The organism is Candidatus Omnitrophota bacterium, from assembly GCA_028693815.1.
In the GTDB taxonomy this organism is placed as follows: domain Bacteria; phylum Omnitrophota; class Gorgyraeia; order Zapsychrales; family Aceulaceae; genus Aceula.
Map to the genome: position 1 here is coordinate 1 of JAQUUP010000025.1, position 17,198 is coordinate 17,198.

Genomic DNA, 17,198 nt, shown 5'->3' on the forward strand with positions numbered 1-17,198 from the left:
TTTGAGTTGAATGAGCCTTGGAAGACTTGCTATGAAGAGGGGATGAAATGGTTGAAAACGAACGAAAAGACGACAATACAGGCGATTCCGGAGGCAAAAGCCCGAAGAAGCTACGTGTGCTTTTGCGCACCTTCGGATGTCAAATGAACGAGTATGATTCAGAACTTGTTCGTTCGATTCTTCTAAAGAAAGACTACGTCTTTGTTGATAGCGAATTTGAAGCCGATATTATCATGCTTAACACATGCTCAGTTAGAGAAAATGCCAATCGAAAGATTTTCGGTCTTATTCATAAAATTCGCCATGACCTGAAAGGAAAATCTGTTTTAATTGGCGTCTTAGGCTGCATGGCTGCTGACAAAAAAGAAGAACTCTTGGCCAAAAAGAATCTTGGTGTTGATTTTATCGCTGGACCCGATAGCTACAAAAAACTTCCGAGCCTTATTAAAAAAACACAAGAAACCAATCTTAAAACTTTTGATTATAATCTTTCTGATACAGAAACATATTCAGACATTTACCCAAAAAGAGAAGAAGGCATCAATGCTTGGGTGGCCATCTCGCGTGGATGCAATAATTTCTGTACATACTGCATTGTGCCTTACGTTCGAGGTCGTGAACGAAGTCGAGATTTTAGCGGCATCATCAAAGAAGTTAAAAAACTAGCTAAAGAAGGCTATCCGCAAGTCACTCTTTTAGGGCAAAATGTCAATTCCTACAATGATGGAAAAAAAGATTTTCCTGATCTTATTAATGAAATCAGTAAAATTAATGAAATCAAACGCATTCATTTCATGTCACCACACCCAAAAGATTTTCCTGATAAGCTCATAAAAGTTATCTCTGAGAACCCAAAATGCATAAACCATATTCACTTGCCCATGCAAGCCGGCAGCACTCGAATCCTAAAATTAATGAATCGCACATATACAAAGGAAAAATATCTTAAACTTGTTTCAAAAATAAGAAAAGCTTGTCCTGATATTGCTATTACAACGGATATTATTGTCGGATTCCCGACAGAAAACGAAAAAGATTTTAAAGATACTGTTGATGTTGTTAAAAAAGTTCGATTTGACGCAGCATTCATTTTTAAATATTCTCCTCGAACAGGAACGGTTGCGACTAAAAAGTTTCAGGATGATGTCAGTGCTGAGAAAAAAACAGAGCGAATTGTTAAGTTAAATGAAATACAAAAACAAATTTCGTCTGAAAAAAACCAGAAACTCATTGGAACAACCCAAGAAGTCTTAATTGAATATATTGATAAAAACAGGGGAGATGGGCATTTTTGCGGACGAACCAAGACAAACAAAACTGTATCGTTTGAAACAAAAAATTGTGCACCAAAACAATTCGTAAATATTAAAATAAAAAGTGCATCAGCTTTTGGATTAAAGGGAGATTTAGTTAGTTAATGCTACTTTGAGACAAGTTGACACTCTGTAGTGGCTGTGCTAATATTTTGGAGTTACTTTTAGCGAAACCCCGCGTCGCCACAAAGCGGCTCCTTGGGGCAAATTCGCCTCACTTATTTCTTAAGAAAGCAAAAAACGGGTTTATTTAAAATAGGCACTTATTTATGATAAAAAATTTAGGAATCGTCGAAACCAAGCAAATTACCTGTTTTGAGCCGCCAAATCACTTAACACTTAAAAGTGGCTTAACGCTTGGCCCAATTACTATTGCGTACGAAACATACGGCAAGCTAAATAGCGATAAATCAAACGCCATTTTAATTTGCCATGCACTTTCAGGCGATGCACATGCCGCAGGTTTACATAAGAATGATAAGAAGCCAGGCTGGTGGGACAACATGATTGGTCCTGGAAAAGCGTTTGATACTGATAAATATTTCATTATCTGCTCCAATGTTTTAGGTGGCTGCAAGGGAACAACTGGTCCATCTTCGATTAATCCAGATACAAAAAAACCATACGGCTTAAGCTTTCCAGTTGTGACAATCAAAGATATGGTTGTTGTTCAAAAAACTCTTATTGATTATCTTAACATTCAAAAGTTACATGCTGTTGCCGGTGGATCTATGGGAGGAATGCAAGTTCTTAAGTGGTCAATCCTTTACCCAAAAATGATAAACTCAGCGATTGTGATTGCAACAAATACAGGACACACAGCACAACAAATTGCTTTTCACGAAGTTGGTCGACAAGCCATTATGACCGACCCAAATTGGAACAACGGAAATTATTACGATAAAAAACCACCGTCAACAGGCATCGGGCTTGCGCGCATGGTTGGACACATCACATACATGAGCGATGAATCCATGGGCAAGAAATTTGGGCGTCAACTTATTAACAAACAGCGTGTTGGCTTTGATTTCTCACAAGATTTTCAAGTTGAAAGCTATCTAAAATATCGAGGAGATACTTTCGTTCAGAGATTCGATGCAAATTCATATCTCTACATCTCAAAAGCATTAGATTATTTTAATTTATCTGAAGAAAAAAGCTTAGAAGAAGTTTTTCAAAATGTAAAATCTAGCTTTCTAGTAATCACGTTTACATCAGACTGGCTTTATCCAACACACCAGCTTAAATCAATGATTAAAGCGCTTAAAATAAACGACATCGACGTCTCAAGTTGCGAAATCAAAAGCTCCTACGGACACGATTCATTCTTAATTGAGATTGACGGACAATCTGATCTAATCAGAAATTTCTTGAGGAAAACAACAAAATGACATCTCGCTTAGACTACGAAATTATCGCTGAACTAATTAATCCAAATGCACGAGTTCTGGATCTTGGTTGTGGCACAGGCGAGCTTTTGTGCTTACTTAAAAAAAGAAAGAATGTGCATGGCGCCGGCATTGAAATTGACGAACAGGCAATCCACCAAAGCATTGAAAAAGGCTTAACAGTTGTTCATGGAGATGTCGACACAGAACTTTTAGATTATTCATCCAAACGATTTGATTATGTTATTCTCTATGAAAGCTTACAACAAGTTTTACATCCTGAGAAAGTTATTCTAGAGTCTTTACGCGTCGGTAAGAAAGTTATTGTTGGAATTCCAAATTTCTGCCATATCAATGGTCGCTTCCAAGTCTTTTTTAGAGGAAACGTTCCGATCACAAAAGAGCTTCCTGATCAATGGTATGATACGCCAAACTTAAGATTTTTAAGCATTAAAGATTTTCAAAGTTTTTGCAATCGCCATAAAATCAAGATTGAAAAAAAACGTGCTCTTTCGCGAAATCAGGAAATTGTTTTTTGGCCAAATCTTTTTGCACACGTTGGTATTTTTGTTTTATCAAAAAATTAGAATGGCGAAATCCCGCATCGCAAAAAATCGCTCCTGGGATACATTCGGCCATATTGTTTTAAAATTTATTGGAGGCCTCATTATGCCATATGTCAATGTTAAATTAGTTGGCACTATCACTAAAGAACAAAAACAAGAAATTGCAGCGCAATTTACTGAAACTCTTGAAAAAGTTGCTAACAAACCAAAAGATCATACCTATGTTGTTTTTGATGAAGTTAAAGGCGAGAATTGGGCCGTTGGTGATAAGCTTCTTGGTTAACCTCAAATGACTTCAGATAATCAAATTAGAATAGGAATCTTAACAATTTCTGATCGCGTTGCTCAAGGCCAATACGAAGATATCTCTGGCAAAACAATCGAAGAAATTCTGGGAACTTATTTAAAAAATTCTTGGAACTCTTTTAAACGAATTGTCTCGGACGATAAAGAAAAAATAGAAACCGAACTTATTAGATTGAGCGATCAAGAAAACTGCTCTTTAATTATAACAACCGGTGGAACAGGGCCCGGTGAAAGAGATGTAACGCCTGAAGCAGCCGAATCGGTCTGCGACAAAATGTTGCCAGGTTTTGGAGAGCTAATGCGTCGCATTTCTTTAGAATATGTTCCAACAGCAATTCTTTCGCGTCAAACAGCTGGCATTCGAAACAAAGCACTTATTCTCAATTTACCAGGAAATCCAAATGCAATTGCACAATGCCTAGAAGCTGTTTTTCCAGCAATTCCAGACTGTCTGGAAGTTATCGCAAATGTATCGCTTGAATGCGACGAAAAAATTATCAAAGTACATCATTCTAACCATAAAAAATTGGAGTCAAAATGACAGAAACAAATGCAGAATTTGAAAAAATCAACGACATCTTAAATCACACCGTTAGACCGTTTATGCAAAAAGACGGAGGAGACCTAAAGCTTATCGGTCTTGAAGGCAACATTCTCACCATCTCCTATCAAGGAGCTTGTGGGGGATGTCCGCACGCAAAAATGGGAACACTACTGGCTATCGAAACTGCTTTAAAAGAACATTACAATCCAGATATTAAAGTTCAGACAACAGAATAATGCCAACAACGCTTCAAGCGCACCAGAATTATCTTAAATCTCAAAAGCCCTATTGTATTGATTTGCTAAATCGCGGATTGAGAGACGTGCGCATATCCCTAATCGATCAATGCAATTTTTTTTGTCCTCATTGCAAACCAGGCAAACAATCTGAATCATTGCGCCAAAAGCATAGCCAACTTGAATTTAACCAAATCATAAAGTTGGCTAAAATTTTTATTAAGCTTGGTGTAAAAAAAATCAGACTAACTGGAGGTGAGCCATTACTTAGGGATAGGTTACCAGAATTAATTTCAAAGCTTAAAGATATCGGCGTTGCAGATCTGGCACTTACAACAAACGGTTATTTTCTTTCGAACTACATCTATCAACTTAAAAAAAATGGACTTGATCGAATTACTGTTAGTCTAAATGCTCTAGATGAAAATATTTTCAAAAAAATGACTGGCGGACATGGAACGCCAAAAAAAACGCTTCAAGGAATACAAGCTTGTGAAAAAAATGGATTTTTATCTGTCAAAATTAATGTTTTGGTTAAAAAGGGAATTAATGAAAATCAGATTATTCCTATTGCAACACATTTTAGAGAAACAAGGCACATTGTTCGCTTTATCGAATATATGGACGTTGGAACAGAAAACAATTGGTCTGAAAAAGATGTCGTCACGTCTAACAGTATTTTAAAAAAAATTAATAAAATCTTTCCGCTTGTACCTCTAAATCGCAACTATCCAAGCGAGGTTGCAAGTCGATATATTTATAAAGATGGAAAAGGGGAAGTCGGCTTTATATCCTCGATTAGCCAGCCGTTTTGCCAAGACTGTCAGCGGCTAAGACTTTCTTCCGATGGAAAGCTTTATACCTGTTTGTTTGCTGAGAATTCTTTTGATCTTAAAGAACATTTGCACAAAAATGATTCTGAGCTCTCTAAGATTATTCAAAATATTTGGAAGAAACGAGAGGATCAATATTCTGAAATGCGATTTTGCGCTAATAATAATGGTCGCAATAAGATTGAAATGTACAAAATTGGTGGGTAATTACCAAACAAGGCAATTGTCTTGATTCTTTCCATCTTTAAACTGGCCGACAAAGCGAACTTCGCGGTTTAACTCAATATCAAAATTCTTTTTTACAATTTCTTTCATTTGCATAGATAAATCAAAAACATCCTGGGAGCAGCAATTCTTGTTTTTCTTGATAATAATATTGGCATGCTTTTCAAAAACACCGGCTCCACCGACAACCATTTGTCTTGCGCCAGCCTGATCGAGAAGAGCTCCAGAAGCTTTGCGCCTACCACCAACTTCAATATTCTTAAAAAAACTTCCAGCGCATGGAATCTTCTTGTAATCAGGATGCTTTTCTTTACGCTCTTTTAAAATATTCTTTCTCTCATGCAAAAGAGCGTCAGGATCTTCCGGAAGAAGAACAAAAGTAGCTGACAAAATAATATCACCACTTTTCTGAATATTTGAACTTCGATATCCAAAATCCAAAGCATCTTTTTCAACAATGCGCTCCTTGGATGTTAACCCAAGCAATTTGGCATAAAATAAGCAATCGCTGATTTGCTGACCGAATGCTCCAGCATTTCCACTTATCGCGCCGCCAACTGTACCGGGAATTCCACTTGCAAAATTAAGCCCCCTAAGTCCTTGTTGAGCCGCAAAAAGAGCAACGTCATCTAAGCATGCGGCTGCGGATACAGCAAGCTTGCATCCATCAAGGCGAATATCAGGCTCTTTCGAAACAAAACGAACAACAACGCAATCAACCCCAAAATCAGAAACAACAAGATTTGATCCTTCGCCAATAACAAAAAAAGAAATTTCTTTTTCTCGTAAAAATTTAACAACCGCTTCTAACTGCAAAACCGTTGAGCATGTAATAAGACAAGGACAATTTCCTCCAAGCTGAAAAGTTGTATATTGAGAAAGCAAAACATTTTCTTCAATCGCAATACCTCTGATTGTTTTTAACGTAGAAAAATTAGAGTGCAATTCTTACCATACCTGTTTTAATTGTACATTGACAAGCCAGACGATTATTTCGATCCATTCCAAGATCAATTTCTTCTGTCGTTAAATCGCTTAAATTCTCAGCGCCCTCTAAAATCTTTATATGGCAAGACCCGCAAACACCCGTATTGCAATCAAAACGAACACCCGCATCTTCACAAGTGTCAGAGATTGCACTGTTATCAGGAACTTCGTATTCTTTTTGATCAATGATTAGTTTAGCCACAAACAAACTCCCATTTTAAATTTCTAGCGTTGAAAAAGAAATGTCTTTTTCTGGACTTTCCGAAACATGTATTTTAGAAATTGAGCACTCCATTTTAAGCTTATCGATAACATCTAAAACAACACTTTCTGGAACAGAAGCGCCAGAGCTGATGCCGATCTTTTTCTTATTCTTCAGCATCGACAAATTAATTTCATCTGCAGAATCTATCAAATAACTTTCAACGCCACATTTCTCTGCCAATTCTTTTAATCTATTACTATTGGAACTATTTGCCGAACCACAAATAATAATTACATCGCAAACACCGCACAACTCCTTAATAGCATTTTGCCGATTTTGTGTTGCATAACAAACATCGTCAACTTTCGTATCAATTAAACCTGAAAATCGCTCTTTTAATTTTACAATAAGATTCTTTGTGTCGTCTAAAGAAAGCGTTGTTTGGGTCACATAGCCAACTTTCTTAAATGCGTCAATAGAAAGCTGTTCGATCTCATCCTCATTTTTAATAATATGAAGGAAACTTGGGTCGATATAACCCTTTGTTCCAATGACTTCCTGATGATTTTTATGACCAATCAAAACAACATCAATATTATTTCTTGAGAATTCCTTGGCACGATTGTGAACGCTTCTAACAAGAGGGCAGGTCGCATCAAAGAAAACCAAATTCTTTTCTTTCGCAGCTTCGATAACCTGAGGTGAAACACCGTGCGCACTAAAAATAATACGAGCACCATCAGGTACATCTGCTAAATCATCAACAAATTGAATACCCTTTTTTTTAAAATTCTCAACAACTTTTGTATTGTGAACAATCTCATGAAAAACAAAAAGGGGAACACCATACTTTTCGTAAACACGGTTAACAATATCAATTGCGCGGGCAACACCAGCGCAAAAACCCTGCGTATGAGCTAAATATATTTCCATTGCTTTATCGACTGCGTTTCAGTATAATTTTTTTAGATTACTAGCTTTTTAAAATTAAAGACTTTTATATAAAGCTTAATATAACACTTTTACTCATTTTTTAAAATGACTTTTTAGCCTAGAATATGATCAAACGAAGAAAAACACCCTCAGTCAAAATCGGCCGCATCACCATTGGAAGTGCGCATCCGATTGCTATTCAATCCATGACCAACACGCAAACCTCAGATGTTTCGAAAACTGTAGCACAAATAAAACAACTTGTAGACGCTGGAAGCGAAATCGTTCGGCTAACAATTGATAATGAGAGAGCGATGGTTGCTATTCCAGAAATAGTGTCGCAATTACGGAAAAATAGCTACTCTACGCCTATTATTGGCGATTTTCACTACAATGGACATGCTCTTCTTAAAAAATTTCCAAAAAGCGCGAAAGCCTTAGACAAGTATCGAATCAACCCTGGAAATGTCAACAAATCGGCCACTCAAAATGACCCATTCTCAGAAATTATAAAAATTGCAATCAAAAATAAAAAGCCTGTTCGCATAGGGGTTAACAGCGGATCTCTCGATGAGCGAATGCTTGAAAGACTTCATGTGCAAAATAAGAAATCTAAGATTAAAAAAACTTCTCATCAGATTTTATGCAACGCCATGGTGCAAAGCGCAATCCAGAATGCAAAAAAAGCAGAAAAACTCGGTCTACCTAAAAATATGATCATCTTAAGTGTCAAGATGTCAGACGCACAAGATACAATTGCGGCTTATGAGGCATTATCAAAAAAATGTGATTATGCGCTTCATCTCGGCGTAACAGAAGCAGGATCCGAATTGCAAGGAGTTATCACAAGCGCTTGCGCTCTTTCTATTCTTTTGCAAAAAGGAATAGGCGACACCATCCGCATTTCTTTGACTCCAAGAAAGAATATACCGAGAAGCCAAGAGGTCACGTGTTGCCAAACTTTGCTGCAAGCCATGAAATTTCGTTTCTTTTCACCAGCAGTGATCAGTTGTCCTGGATGCGGTCGAACAGAAAATCAATATTTTGAATCCTTAGCAGAATCGATTCGCCAACATATCAAACAAAAGCTTCCAGCCTGGAAGACAAAATTTCCAAAAGTTGTCGAACTTAAAATTGCTATCATGGGATGTGTTGTTAACGGGCCCGGAGAAAGTCAACATGCCGATATCGGAATTAGCCTTCCTGGACGCGGTGAAAAAAAGACAGCCGTTGTTTATGTCGATGGAAAATTATTTCGAAACTTAAGCGGAAAAACCATCAAAACAGAATTTATTCAAATCCTTGAGCAATATATCCAAAACAGATATCGATAAATTTCTTGTTTCCCATTTTTATGAACAGCATCCCGTTGATTGGGATCAAGCGTTTAAAAGAAAAGCACCGCTTTTTGTCGAAATTGGATTTGGCAATGGCGAATACTTAGTCGCCCAAGCACAAAAATATCCCAATCGAAACTTTATCGGCATTGAGATTGAATTTCATCTCATCAAAAAAATTCTTAAGCGTATTAAAAAAACTAAGGTCGAAAATATTCGTTTGTTATGCGTCGATGCCTATGTCGCATTTGACCGACTTTTTAAAAATAAAAGCATTACTTACACGCACTCATTGTTTCCATTTCCTTGGCCAAAAAAACGTCATCACAAAAAACGTTTATTCCATAAAAATTTCTTAAAAATTGTTAATAGCCGACTTAAAAAAGATGGGAAATTCCAAGTCGTCACAGACTTTGAACCCTATTTTGAATGGATTTTAGAACAAGCTAAAAATACTGGATTTAAAATTGAAAAAGATAAAGTTAGGCCGCAATTCAACACCCGCTTTGAACGTCTCTGGTCAAACGAAGGGCAAAATTCATTTTTTTCAATTCTTCTTACAAAAACCAAACATGCTGATATTCCAATTAACAAACAAGCTAAAATAAAACCGTTTTCTGTACCAGCGTTTAATCCAGACCAGATTCCCTACAAAAATAAAAAAAGCAAAAATTTAAGCATTGTATTCAAGCAATTTTCTTTTGATAAAAGCACACTGACTGGGATTCAAAGCATTGTTGTTGCCGAGCCACATCTAACACAATTGTTTAATGTTGTGATTAAAAAGAAGGGCAATCAATGGCAAGTTTCAATTGAAAACAATCCCCAGCTGATTAAAACTGTCGGGATTAAAGAATCTTTGGAGATAATTAAGAAGGGGATTGCAAAAGTTAAAAAGTAACTTTTTGGGAGATTTGTCGTTTTTCAAACAAAACATATTCGCTGTATCCTGCCGCACGAGCAAGATCAAAAGCTTGTTCAAATCCAGATCCAACTTCATTTGGAGCGTGAGAATCAGAACCAAACGTAATCGGCACGCCTGCCTCACAATAAATCTTTAAATTAGGGAGGGAAGGGTAAATTTCTCCAACTGGTTTTCGTAGACCCGAAGAATTAATTTCAATCACGACGCCGGTTTTCTTAAAAACCTCAGCGGTTACGCGAAGGTCATCGGTCAAATCTTCCGTTGGACGATCACCAAATTTTTTAACCAAATCAACGTGCGCCATAATATCAAAAAGTCCTGACTCAGCACTTTGGCGCAAAAGCTGATGATAATCGAGATAAACCTTATTAATATTGTTTGTTTTTAAGCGTTCCTTCTGGGTCGGATTGTCAAAAGCAAAATCTCCGATAAAATGAACAGAACCAATCACATAATCATACGCATATCCATCTAAAATTGCCTTGGTTTTTTCTTCAAAACCAACGACAAAATCCGCCTCAATACCTAGACGTATTTTTATATCTTTATCTTCATATTTCTTCTGAACATCTTCAATCATTCCATGATAACGGGGAAGTTGTTCAAAACTCATCGTAACCGTAGGATCATCATGGCAGACTAAAGGTGCATGGTCGGAAAATCCTATTTCCTTAAGACCAAGACTAAGAGCCTGATCAACATACTCAAAAGGCTCGCCAATAGCATGCCCGCAAAGAATTGTATGATTATGATAATCAATAATTGGTTTCATATCGGATATTGTATCATATTTTTCTTAGATAACAATGTTCCTTTAAAATTGTTTTTTATCTTTTTTAAATTCTCGCCTCAAGGTGCGAATTGAGCAACCCGTACCACCTTCGAGGTGGACCTTGGGTTCCCTAACCGATTAAATCTACGAGTTAAACGCGGTTTTTTGCTTTGCAAAAGAAAGCGCTTTCCCCAACCCCCCCAAACCCCCTTTAAAACGTATATATAGGATATACTTTTATATGTCAGGATAGCGGTATTATAAAGAATAAGAATGTTTTTCTGTGCCACGGAGGAAGCATTGAAGATTTTAAATAAAAGTATATGTATTATTATAATGGTCTGTTTTCTTTCTATGACCATTATCCCTTCTCAAGCTTTGGCTCAAGGCGTATTAGGACTTCCTGTGCCGGGAACTATGGTGTCTTTAAGTCCAGTGTTCACACCTACCATTCTTCGTGGAATAAGAGTCTATCCTAACAATTCTCTTAAATTCGACTTTATCGTCGATTCTGGTGACACTGGACTTACAGGCACTGAACTAAAGAGTGAATCTGAACGCCTCATCAAATACTTCCTAGCTGCTCTAACAATACCTGAAGATAACCTGTGGGTGAACCTATCTCCCTATGAAAAGGATAGAATTATCCCTGATTCTTTAGCTTCTACAGATATGGGTACAGACATGTTGGCTCAAGATTATATCTTAAAGCAAGTTACTGCTTCTTTAATGTATCCAGAAGATGAGCTGGGTAAACAGTTCTGGCAAGAAATTTATAAGAAAGCCTATGAAGAATATGGAACCACTAATATCCCAGTAGATACCTTTAATAAGGTTTGGATTATGCCAGAGTATGCTGAAGTCTATGTTAAAGAAGATAGGGCTTTTGTGGTGCAGAGTAAGCTTAAAATTATGCTGGAAGAGGATTACCTCGCGCTCGAAAAGAGCGCAGAGTCCACAAGGGACGCTTCGCGGTCCCGAGCGTTAGACGCGAGGGATGTAGTACCAACGCGATCAAGTGAAACGTTACGCGTGAAACGTGAAGCGCAAGACGCTTCACAAGATACGCTTCACTCTTCACGGAATAAATTAGCTTCAGACATTGTCCGTGAAATCATCATCCCAGCTCTTGAAAAAGAAGTTAACACAGGCAGAAACTTTGCCCAACTTCGCCAGATATACAATTCTCTAATTCTGGCTTATTGGTTTAAGAATAATCTAAAAGAATCTATTGTGAACAAGGTCTATTCTGATCAAAGCAAGATTAAAGGAGTGGACACCAAAGATGTTTCACAAGATATCTACAATCAATATGTTGAATCTTTTAAAAAAGGCGTCTGTGACCTTATCAAAATTGAATACGATCAATTTGCTCGCAAACATATTCCAAGAAAGTATTTTTCGGGTGGAGTTACATGGGAACTTGATGGGGCTACTACATACACGTATGATCCATATCGCTATGTTGAGGAAATCGGAGAAAATGCAGACACGACCTATATAGCAACAGCCGAGCTAGGAGATTTTAGCTGGAAGAGCACAGCAACCGAAATACCGATCTTCACAAGTCCTCAGGTAGCATCGTCTGATCTTATTGTTAATCAATTGTCTTTGGGTGAAAAAAGGGAACAGGAATTACCAGCGTTTTTTATCACTTATGACGATTTGCTTAAAAAGATTCAGGAAGCTGGCTATAAAAATTTTGGCGATATGACTCGAAAGGTCATTCATAACAAAGAAGAGAATATGATAGCAGAATGGGGTTCGACAGAGGTTATAGAGGTTCCAGGATTGGAGGATGAATTTTGCCTTAAATTGGATAGTAAGGAGTGGAAGCTGGGCCCGCCAGAAATGATTGAAGATATCATGCCGGGATACAATGTGGGACAGCCAATCGCAAAGGTGGGAAATATTTTAATTTTGCGAAGACAAAGAGGAAGGCAGGCTGGAATTCACGAGGACATTAAGGTAAAAAAGAGACATGATGTAAGAGCATTGCGGATAGATTATATTGAATATTTACAGAAAGTTGCCGAGATGCCGCAAAGTGCTTTTAACAAACTTGTCCATATTATGTCTGCTCTTATCGATAGAGGATACCAGATTGACGCTGGGGCAAACACAAACCTTTTAGTTGATTTTAAGGCAAAAGGGTTTCCCGTAGTTGATGTTATGCCAAGGTTGGATGGCGCTGAAAAAAGTCTTTTAGGATTGGTTTCTATGCTGATAGATGCCAATCATCTAGTTGATGATTACAAGATAAATCCTATTTCAAAAGTTTTAGAAACAGGAATTCAAAGTATTACGAAGAAGCTTATCAAAGGATTTTATGAAGATGGAATTGAGAAGGAATTGCCCAGCCTCAAGCAATTTAAAACAGATTTTGATGAAGCGATATCAGGATTGCATGATATGCATTATGGCGAAGAGCTAAAAGAATCAGCATTTGATGAGCTTTATGGTACTTCTTTAGATGATATCTTGCTTGCATCGTCATCCCAAGCGGTTAAGAATCGAGAGCTATATCAAGAAGGTATCCAACAATTCTTCAAAAATAATGTTCCGGGTCCTTATACGCGTAGAGAAATCGCAGAGGAAATAGGCATCACTATGGAAGATATGCTTGAGCTTCCTAATCAAGATTATTTGATTGAATATCTATCGATCGTTAATAAATCACAACCATCAGGGGCAAAATTTGAAATTGTTCGCGATAAACTCACTGATGAAAGAAAAAACGAACTCTTTTTGGAGTTTAGCAAGGAGCATCCCGGAGGAACTTTCACATATAGACAAGCACAAAGATTCATAGAAAAATATGATTGGGAAATGCATCTTAATACGTTATTAGATCAAGCAAAATATGATATGGAGACAGATCGATATACAATGTCGCCCCTAGGAGAATTTACAAGTGATTTTGAAAAAATGGTTGATTCTGTATTAAGAAAAAGGAATGAAAGGATAGAAGAGGTTCCTGTTGAAATTGCGGATCCGAGCGATATAAGAAAATTTCTAGAAAATGACGGATTGCACACTATTACAAATTATTCAGGAGGAAAAGTAGAAGATTTCTTTTTTGCTTTAAATGCTGAGATCAGAAATCAAAATAAAAAAATTAAGGCTGGACTAGGACGTTATAGCGCTCAAATGTTACCGGTTTTCTCTGCAAATGATATTAAGACTATTGAAAATGCTTTTGAAAATAAAAAATTGAAAGATAAGATTGCTACGCGCATTATTGAAAAGAAAGATAGAAAATTGCGGTTCGAAGGAAAAAGCGATAATGGTGAAGTAATTTTGACAATGACTTGGGAAGTTGGCGAGGATAGTCACTATGTAGAAAAATGGCTTCTTATTGATAGAAGTGATAGGCAGAGACGACTGACGGATGCGGAGAGAAAAAGTGCGGATGAACAGAGAAGAGATCAACTCCAAGCGAAAGCGAAAGAGTCATTCGAGACAAATCCTGAAAATAAAGGTCCTGATTATGAAAAACGAGAAGAGTTTTTACGCAATTTCTTAAATCCCAAAGAAGATCTTCAAGATGGACTTGAAAATTTAGATTTGGGAGTTTTTATTGATAAAGAAAACACTGGGATCACGATTGAAGAGTGGGGAGAAATTATTCCGTTAACGAACCAGGCAGAAGAGTTGAAGCTTATTTATGTTAAACGCTTGACTGATTTAGAAGAACGTATAAAGTTAGAATTTACCTTACTTTATGAGAAAGATAAAGAAGAGGAAATAATATTTGTCCAGGAAAATGATGGACGCTGGATGACTACAGGAGAAATCCGGGAAGCTCAAGATAAGGCTAGAAAGGAAGAAGAACGGGCGAGAATAAAGCAAGAAAATATTAAAACAGTTACCAAAAATATTGAAGCTCTTATTTGGAATGAAAAAGATTCTTCTGACGGCGTATTAATGGATCGCGAAACTTATTTGACGCTTGATTTTGACAATATTATTAATCCTGCTTTCCGAGAAGCTAGAAAAAGAGGCGTTATAGATCAGCTTCCTAATAACATTAAGATTGGGGCTAGAATTGACAAGGGATATGAATCTGTTCGAGTTTTTCGAACGATTAACGAAAGGAAGATCACAGAAATTCGCTTTCAATTTTATAAAGATTTGGAAGGTCGTAATCCTACTAAGCGTGTCGTTATATTTGGCATAAGTGAGCAGAGTGGAAAGCTGGTGAAAAAGACAGGTAAAGTAGCGGTTGAGGATAGCGGTTCAGAGCTTGCTGACGCAGAGGCGCAAATTGTAAGCTCACCTAATAATTCGAATAAAGACAATGATCAATTAAAGGGCGGTATTGACTTCAACGACGAAAGCATGAACGTTACCACAAAGGGTGATTCCATTAATTTCAACGTTCCTTTGGACATACAAAATATTACCTCTAGCAGCATCGAAGGCTTTGTGCCCATCATTATTAACATTGCCCCTGTAACAGATTTTATGGGACTACTCGGCCTTGATGGTAGCGAAAGTGAACCTGAGCAATACAGTGAACTTCTCGCAACTGATCCAAAAACTGACGTTTGACACTCTAAAATCTCTATGATATAGTTCTGTATTGTTAGTTTAAAAGAATACCTATATGATTGCTAAGTCGTAATTATATAGGAATCCAGCTTAACCGTTCATCAATTATCACCTCCGACACGCTTGCGCGTGCGGAGTAAATTCGGCCGAACAATTTGCGTTCCTCGCTTTGCTCGTCCACAAACTGAGGCCTCATTTATGGAAAACTTTTACAAAGATTTACTTAAAACAATTGGTGAAGATATTGAGCGAGAGGGTCTTAAAGATACGCCCAAGCGCGCTGCCAAGGCATTTCAATATCTGACAAAAGGGTATCATGAAAATGTCGAAACAGTTATTAACAATGCTATTTTTGAATCTGATTCTGATGAAATGGTCATTGTTAAAGATATCGAGGTCTACTCTATGTGCGAACATCATCTTTTGCCATTTTTTGGCAAATGTCATGTCGGCTATATTCCGGATGGAAAAATTATTGGACTTTCAAAAATTGCCCGCATTGTTGATATTTTTGCGCGCCGGCTACAAATTCAAGAAAATCTAACCAAACAAATTGCGCAAACCATCATGGAAGTTACAAAATGTAAAGGAGTGGCGGTTGTTGTTGAAGCTCAGCACCTTTGCATGATGATGCGTGGTGTTGAAAAACAAAACTCTGTAATGAAAACGTCTTGCATGTTAGGCGTTTTCCGCAATGAAATTTCAACCCGTTCAGAGTTTTTAAGTCTTATTCAATAATATGGCTAAAATCTCGATTAACCAAATTCAGCTATCAGTTATCATCGGAACAAAACATTGCGAAAGGGAAGAGCCACAAGATATCATGATTGACCTTTCCTTTATATATAACAGCAACAAAGCCCAAAAAACAGACAACCTAAGCGATGCGGTTAATTATGAAGCGATTACTGAAGAAATAATGGAAAAAGTCAGAAAAACTAAATTCTTTCTTATTGAGAAATTAGCAGATTTCATCTTAGATGTCACCATGGGCAATAATAATATTGAAAAAGCAACGGTTATCATATACAAGCCGAATGCGATTAAAAATACAGAATCTGTATCTGTTGAGCTAAGCCGTGAAAGGTAAAGGACTTCTTTTTTATCACTTTTTGGAGAAAAATATGTTTTTATATCTTGTTTTACTATTTACCGTCATTCCAGCCACTGAAATATTTATTTTTATCAAACTCGGAGAATCTTTCGGCATCTTCAATACATTCCTTTTGGTCATCGTGACAGGTGTTTTAGGGGCTCACATTGCCCGCCATCAAGGGTTTCGAGTTATTCAAAGCATACAAAATGAGCTGAACAAAGGAAATATGCCCACTGAACAAATGATTGATGGCGCTATGATCCTTGTTGGAGGACTAACGTTGCTCACGCCAGGGCTTTTAACTGATATTTTTGGGTTTTTACTTCTAATTCCACTAACACGGACACTTCTTAAAGCTTGGTTGCGCAAAAAGTTTAAGACCAATCTAAATTCTGGATCTCGCATCATTGAAGTCGAATCAATTTCAAGCGAAAATATGGATGATGAGACCCCTTTTGGGGCCTAAGTTAATTTTAGATGCAACCTTGACATTTCTATTTTATATGCTATCCTTGCTAACAGTTAACCCCAAAGGATTACATAAATATGAAAAGATTTTCCACAATTATTGTCATTTTGGCTTTACTTTCTGTTCTACCAAAAGCCATGGCGGCACGAACAGCGCCATTTGAAAAGCCAAAATTCGTCCGCACTGGAAAAGCCTCTTGGTATTCTAAGAAATCTCCAGGAATCAATCGCCGAACTGCCAATAATGAAATTTTTGATGATAACGATATGACTTGCGCAATTTGGGGCGTCGGGTTTAACAAAAGAATCCGCGTAACAAATCTAGCAAACGGAAAAACGATTACTGTTCGCGTTAATGATCGCGGTCCTCACAAACGCTATGTTAAAAAGGGCAGAGTCATTGATCTAACCGAAGCTGCATTTAAAGAAATCGGCACACCCAAACATGGCCTGATCGACGTTAAGCTCGAATTCCTGTAAAAACAAATCTCCTCTAAATAAATTCTTCAC

General features: G+C 37.2%; 17 protein-coding genes and 1 pseudogene. 14 read left to right on the forward strand and 4 right to left on the reverse strand.

Features of this window, described 5'->3' with window-relative positions; genetic code table 11:
- The first annotated feature begins 47 nt into the window (after window positions 1–47).
- The 7 genes and pseudogenes from miaB (at window position 48) to moaA (ending at window position 5,393) form a co-directional block, all read left to right on the forward strand.
- Complete coding sequence (miaB, locus tag PHY73_07330; GenBank protein MDD3375513.1) at window positions 48–1,418, forward strand: tRNA (N6-isopentenyl adenosine(37)-C2)-methylthiotransferase MiaB; 1,371 nt, start codon at window positions 48–50, stop codon at window positions 1,416–1,418.
- 164 nt (window positions 1,419–1,582) lie between these two features.
- A pseudogene (locus PHY73_07335) lies at window positions 1,583–2,683 on the forward strand (homoserine O-acetyltransferase).
- Between the two features lie 17 nt (window positions 2,684–2,700).
- A complete protein-coding gene (gene metW / locus PHY73_07340; GenBank protein MDD3375514.1) occupies window positions 2,701–3,288 on the forward strand; it encodes a methionine biosynthesis protein MetW in 588 nt (195 codons plus the stop codon).
- 82 nt (window positions 3,289–3,370) lie between these two features.
- Entirely contained in the window at window positions 3,371–3,550 is a 180-nt protein-coding gene (locus PHY73_07345; GenBank protein MDD3375515.1) for a 4-oxalocrotonate tautomerase family protein, read from the forward strand.
- A 6-nt stretch (window positions 3,551–3,556) separates the two neighbouring features.
- A complete protein-coding gene (mog, locus tag PHY73_07350; protein MDD3375516.1) occupies window positions 3,557–4,114 on the forward strand; it encodes a molybdopterin adenylyltransferase in 558 nt (185 codons plus the stop codon).
- Window positions 4,111–4,353 carry a NifU family protein gene (locus tag PHY73_07355; GenBank protein MDD3375517.1) on the forward strand — a complete coding sequence of 81 codons (243 nt, stop codon included), beginning with the start codon at window positions 4,111–4,113 and terminating at the stop codon, window positions 4,351–4,353. The genes mog and PHY73_07355 overlap by 4 nt, the downstream gene beginning before the upstream one ends.
- On the forward strand, window positions 4,353–5,393 hold the full coding sequence (gene moaA / locus PHY73_07360; protein ID MDD3375518.1) for a GTP 3',8-cyclase MoaA: 1,041 nt from the start codon (window positions 4,353–4,355) through the stop codon (window positions 5,391–5,393). Before PHY73_07355 ends, moaA begins: the two co-directional genes overlap by 1 nt.
- Here the strand turns inward: moaA and murB are convergent, their stop codons facing one another.
- The 3 genes from murB to ispH are packed head-to-tail and all read right to left on the reverse strand — an operon-like array spanning window position 5,394 to window position 7,536.
- A complete protein-coding gene (gene murB / locus PHY73_07365) occupies window positions 5,394–6,356 on the reverse strand; it encodes a UDP-N-acetylmuramate dehydrogenase (protein MDD3375519.1) in 963 nt (320 codons plus the stop codon). It lies immediately after the preceding gene.
- The gene (locus tag PHY73_07370; protein MDD3375520.1) at window positions 6,346–6,600 is read right to left on the reverse strand and encodes a 2Fe-2S iron-sulfur cluster-binding protein; all 255 of its coding nucleotides are present in this window, start codon (window positions 6,598–6,600) and stop codon (window positions 6,346–6,348) included. Before PHY73_07370 ends, murB begins: the two co-directional genes overlap by 11 nt.
- 15 nt (window positions 6,601–6,615) lie before the next feature.
- Complete coding sequence (gene ispH / locus PHY73_07375) at window positions 6,616–7,536, reverse strand: 4-hydroxy-3-methylbut-2-enyl diphosphate reductase (protein ID MDD3375521.1); 921 nt, start codon at window positions 7,534–7,536, stop codon at window positions 6,616–6,618.
- A gap of 125 nt (window positions 7,537–7,661) precedes the next feature.
- On the opposite strand from ispH, the gene ispG reads away from it, so the two are divergent.
- Both ispG and trmB read left to right on the forward strand, forming a co-directional pair.
- Window positions 7,662–8,870, forward strand: coding sequence for a flavodoxin-dependent (E)-4-hydroxy-3-methylbut-2-enyl-diphosphate synthase (ispG, locus tag PHY73_07380; protein ID MDD3375522.1), 1,209 nt, complete (start codon window positions 7,662–7,664; stop codon window positions 8,868–8,870).
- Window positions 8,839–9,774 (forward strand): tRNA (guanosine(46)-N7)-methyltransferase TrmB, encoded by a 936-nt coding sequence (trmB, locus tag PHY73_07385; GenBank protein MDD3375523.1) that lies wholly within the window; start codon window positions 8,839–8,841, stop codon window positions 9,772–9,774. Before ispG ends, trmB begins: the two co-directional genes overlap by 32 nt.
- On the opposite strand, the gene PHY73_07390 is transcribed toward trmB, so the two are convergent.
- Complete coding sequence (locus tag PHY73_07390) at window positions 9,764–10,570, reverse strand: histidinol-phosphatase HisJ family protein (GenBank protein ID MDD3375524.1); 807 nt, start codon at window positions 10,568–10,570, stop codon at window positions 9,764–9,766. The two genes, trmB and PHY73_07390, sit on opposite strands and share 11 nt — an antisense overlap.
- A 336-nt stretch (window positions 10,571–10,906) precedes the next feature.
- Here PHY73_07390 and PHY73_07395 point away from each other — a divergent pair, with 336 nt between their 5' ends.
- From PHY73_07395 to PHY73_07415, 5 genes are all read left to right on the forward strand, one after another.
- Window positions 10,907–15,124: a hypothetical protein gene (locus tag PHY73_07395; protein MDD3375525.1), complete on the forward strand. Its 4,218-nt coding sequence runs from the start codon at window positions 10,907–10,909 to the stop codon at window positions 15,122–15,124.
- Window positions 15,125–15,322: 198 nt separating this feature from the next.
- On the forward strand, window positions 15,323–15,862 hold the full coding sequence (gene folE, locus PHY73_07400; protein ID MDD3375526.1) for a GTP cyclohydrolase I FolE: 540 nt from the start codon (window positions 15,323–15,325) through the stop codon (window positions 15,860–15,862).
- Window position 15,863: 1 nt separating this feature from the next.
- Complete coding sequence (locus PHY73_07405) at window positions 15,864–16,214, forward strand: dihydroneopterin aldolase (protein MDD3375527.1); 351 nt, start codon at window positions 15,864–15,866, stop codon at window positions 16,212–16,214.
- Window positions 16,215–16,248: 34 nt separating this feature from the next.
- Window positions 16,249–16,686, forward strand: a complete 438-nt coding sequence (gene fxsA, locus PHY73_07410; protein ID MDD3375528.1) for a membrane protein FxsA — start codon at window positions 16,249–16,251, stop codon at window positions 16,684–16,686.
- An 80-nt stretch (window positions 16,687–16,766) separates the two neighbouring features.
- The gene (locus tag PHY73_07415) at window positions 16,767–17,168 is read left to right on the forward strand and encodes a septal ring lytic transglycosylase RlpA family protein (protein MDD3375529.1); all 402 of its coding nucleotides are present in this window, start codon (window positions 16,767–16,769) and stop codon (window positions 17,166–17,168) included.
- The last annotated feature ends 30 nt before the right edge of the window (window positions 17,169–17,198 follow it).

Excerpts from the sequence above, each read along its gene's own strand:
- ispH (MDD3375521.1), bottom strand. The coding sequence starts at position 7,536 with ATGGAAATATATTTAGCTCATACGCAGGGTTTTTGCGCTGGTGTTGCC.
- mog (MDD3375516.1), top strand. The coding sequence starts at position 3,557 with ATGACTTCAGATAATCAAATTAGAATAGGAATCTTAACAATTTCTGAT.
- ispG (MDD3375522.1), top strand. The coding sequence starts at position 7,662 with ATGATCAAACGAAGAAAAACACCCTCAGTCAAAATCGGCCGCATCACC.
- PHY73_07355 (MDD3375517.1), top strand. The coding sequence starts at position 4,111 with ATGACAGAAACAAATGCAGAATTTGAAAAAATCAACGACATCTTAAAT.
- metW (MDD3375514.1), top strand. The coding sequence starts at position 2,701 with ATGACATCTCGCTTAGACTACGAAATTATCGCTGAACTAATTAATCCA.
- PHY73_07345 (MDD3375515.1), top strand. The coding sequence starts at position 3,371 with ATGCCATATGTCAATGTTAAATTAGTTGGCACTATCACTAAAGAACAA.
- fxsA (MDD3375528.1), top strand. The coding sequence starts at position 16,249 with ATGTTTTTATATCTTGTTTTACTATTTACCGTCATTCCAGCCACTGAA.
- miaB (MDD3375513.1), top strand. The coding sequence starts at position 48 with ATGGTTGAAAACGAACGAAAAGACGACAATACAGGCGATTCCGGAGGC.
- PHY73_07395 (MDD3375525.1), top strand. The coding sequence starts at position 10,907 with ATGGTCTGTTTTCTTTCTATGACCATTATCCCTTCTCAAGCTTTGGCT.
- PHY73_07405 (MDD3375527.1), top strand. The coding sequence starts at position 15,864 with ATGGCTAAAATCTCGATTAACCAAATTCAGCTATCAGTTATCATCGGA.
- folE (MDD3375526.1), top strand. The coding sequence starts at position 15,323 with ATGGAAAACTTTTACAAAGATTTACTTAAAACAATTGGTGAAGATATT.
- PHY73_07390 (MDD3375524.1), bottom strand. The coding sequence starts at position 10,570 with ATGAAACCAATTATTGATTATCATAATCATACAATTCTTTGCGGGCAT.
- moaA (MDD3375518.1), top strand. The coding sequence starts at position 4,353 with ATGCCAACAACGCTTCAAGCGCACCAGAATTATCTTAAATCTCAAAAG.
- PHY73_07415 (MDD3375529.1), top strand. The coding sequence starts at position 16,767 with ATGAAAAGATTTTCCACAATTATTGTCATTTTGGCTTTACTTTCTGTT.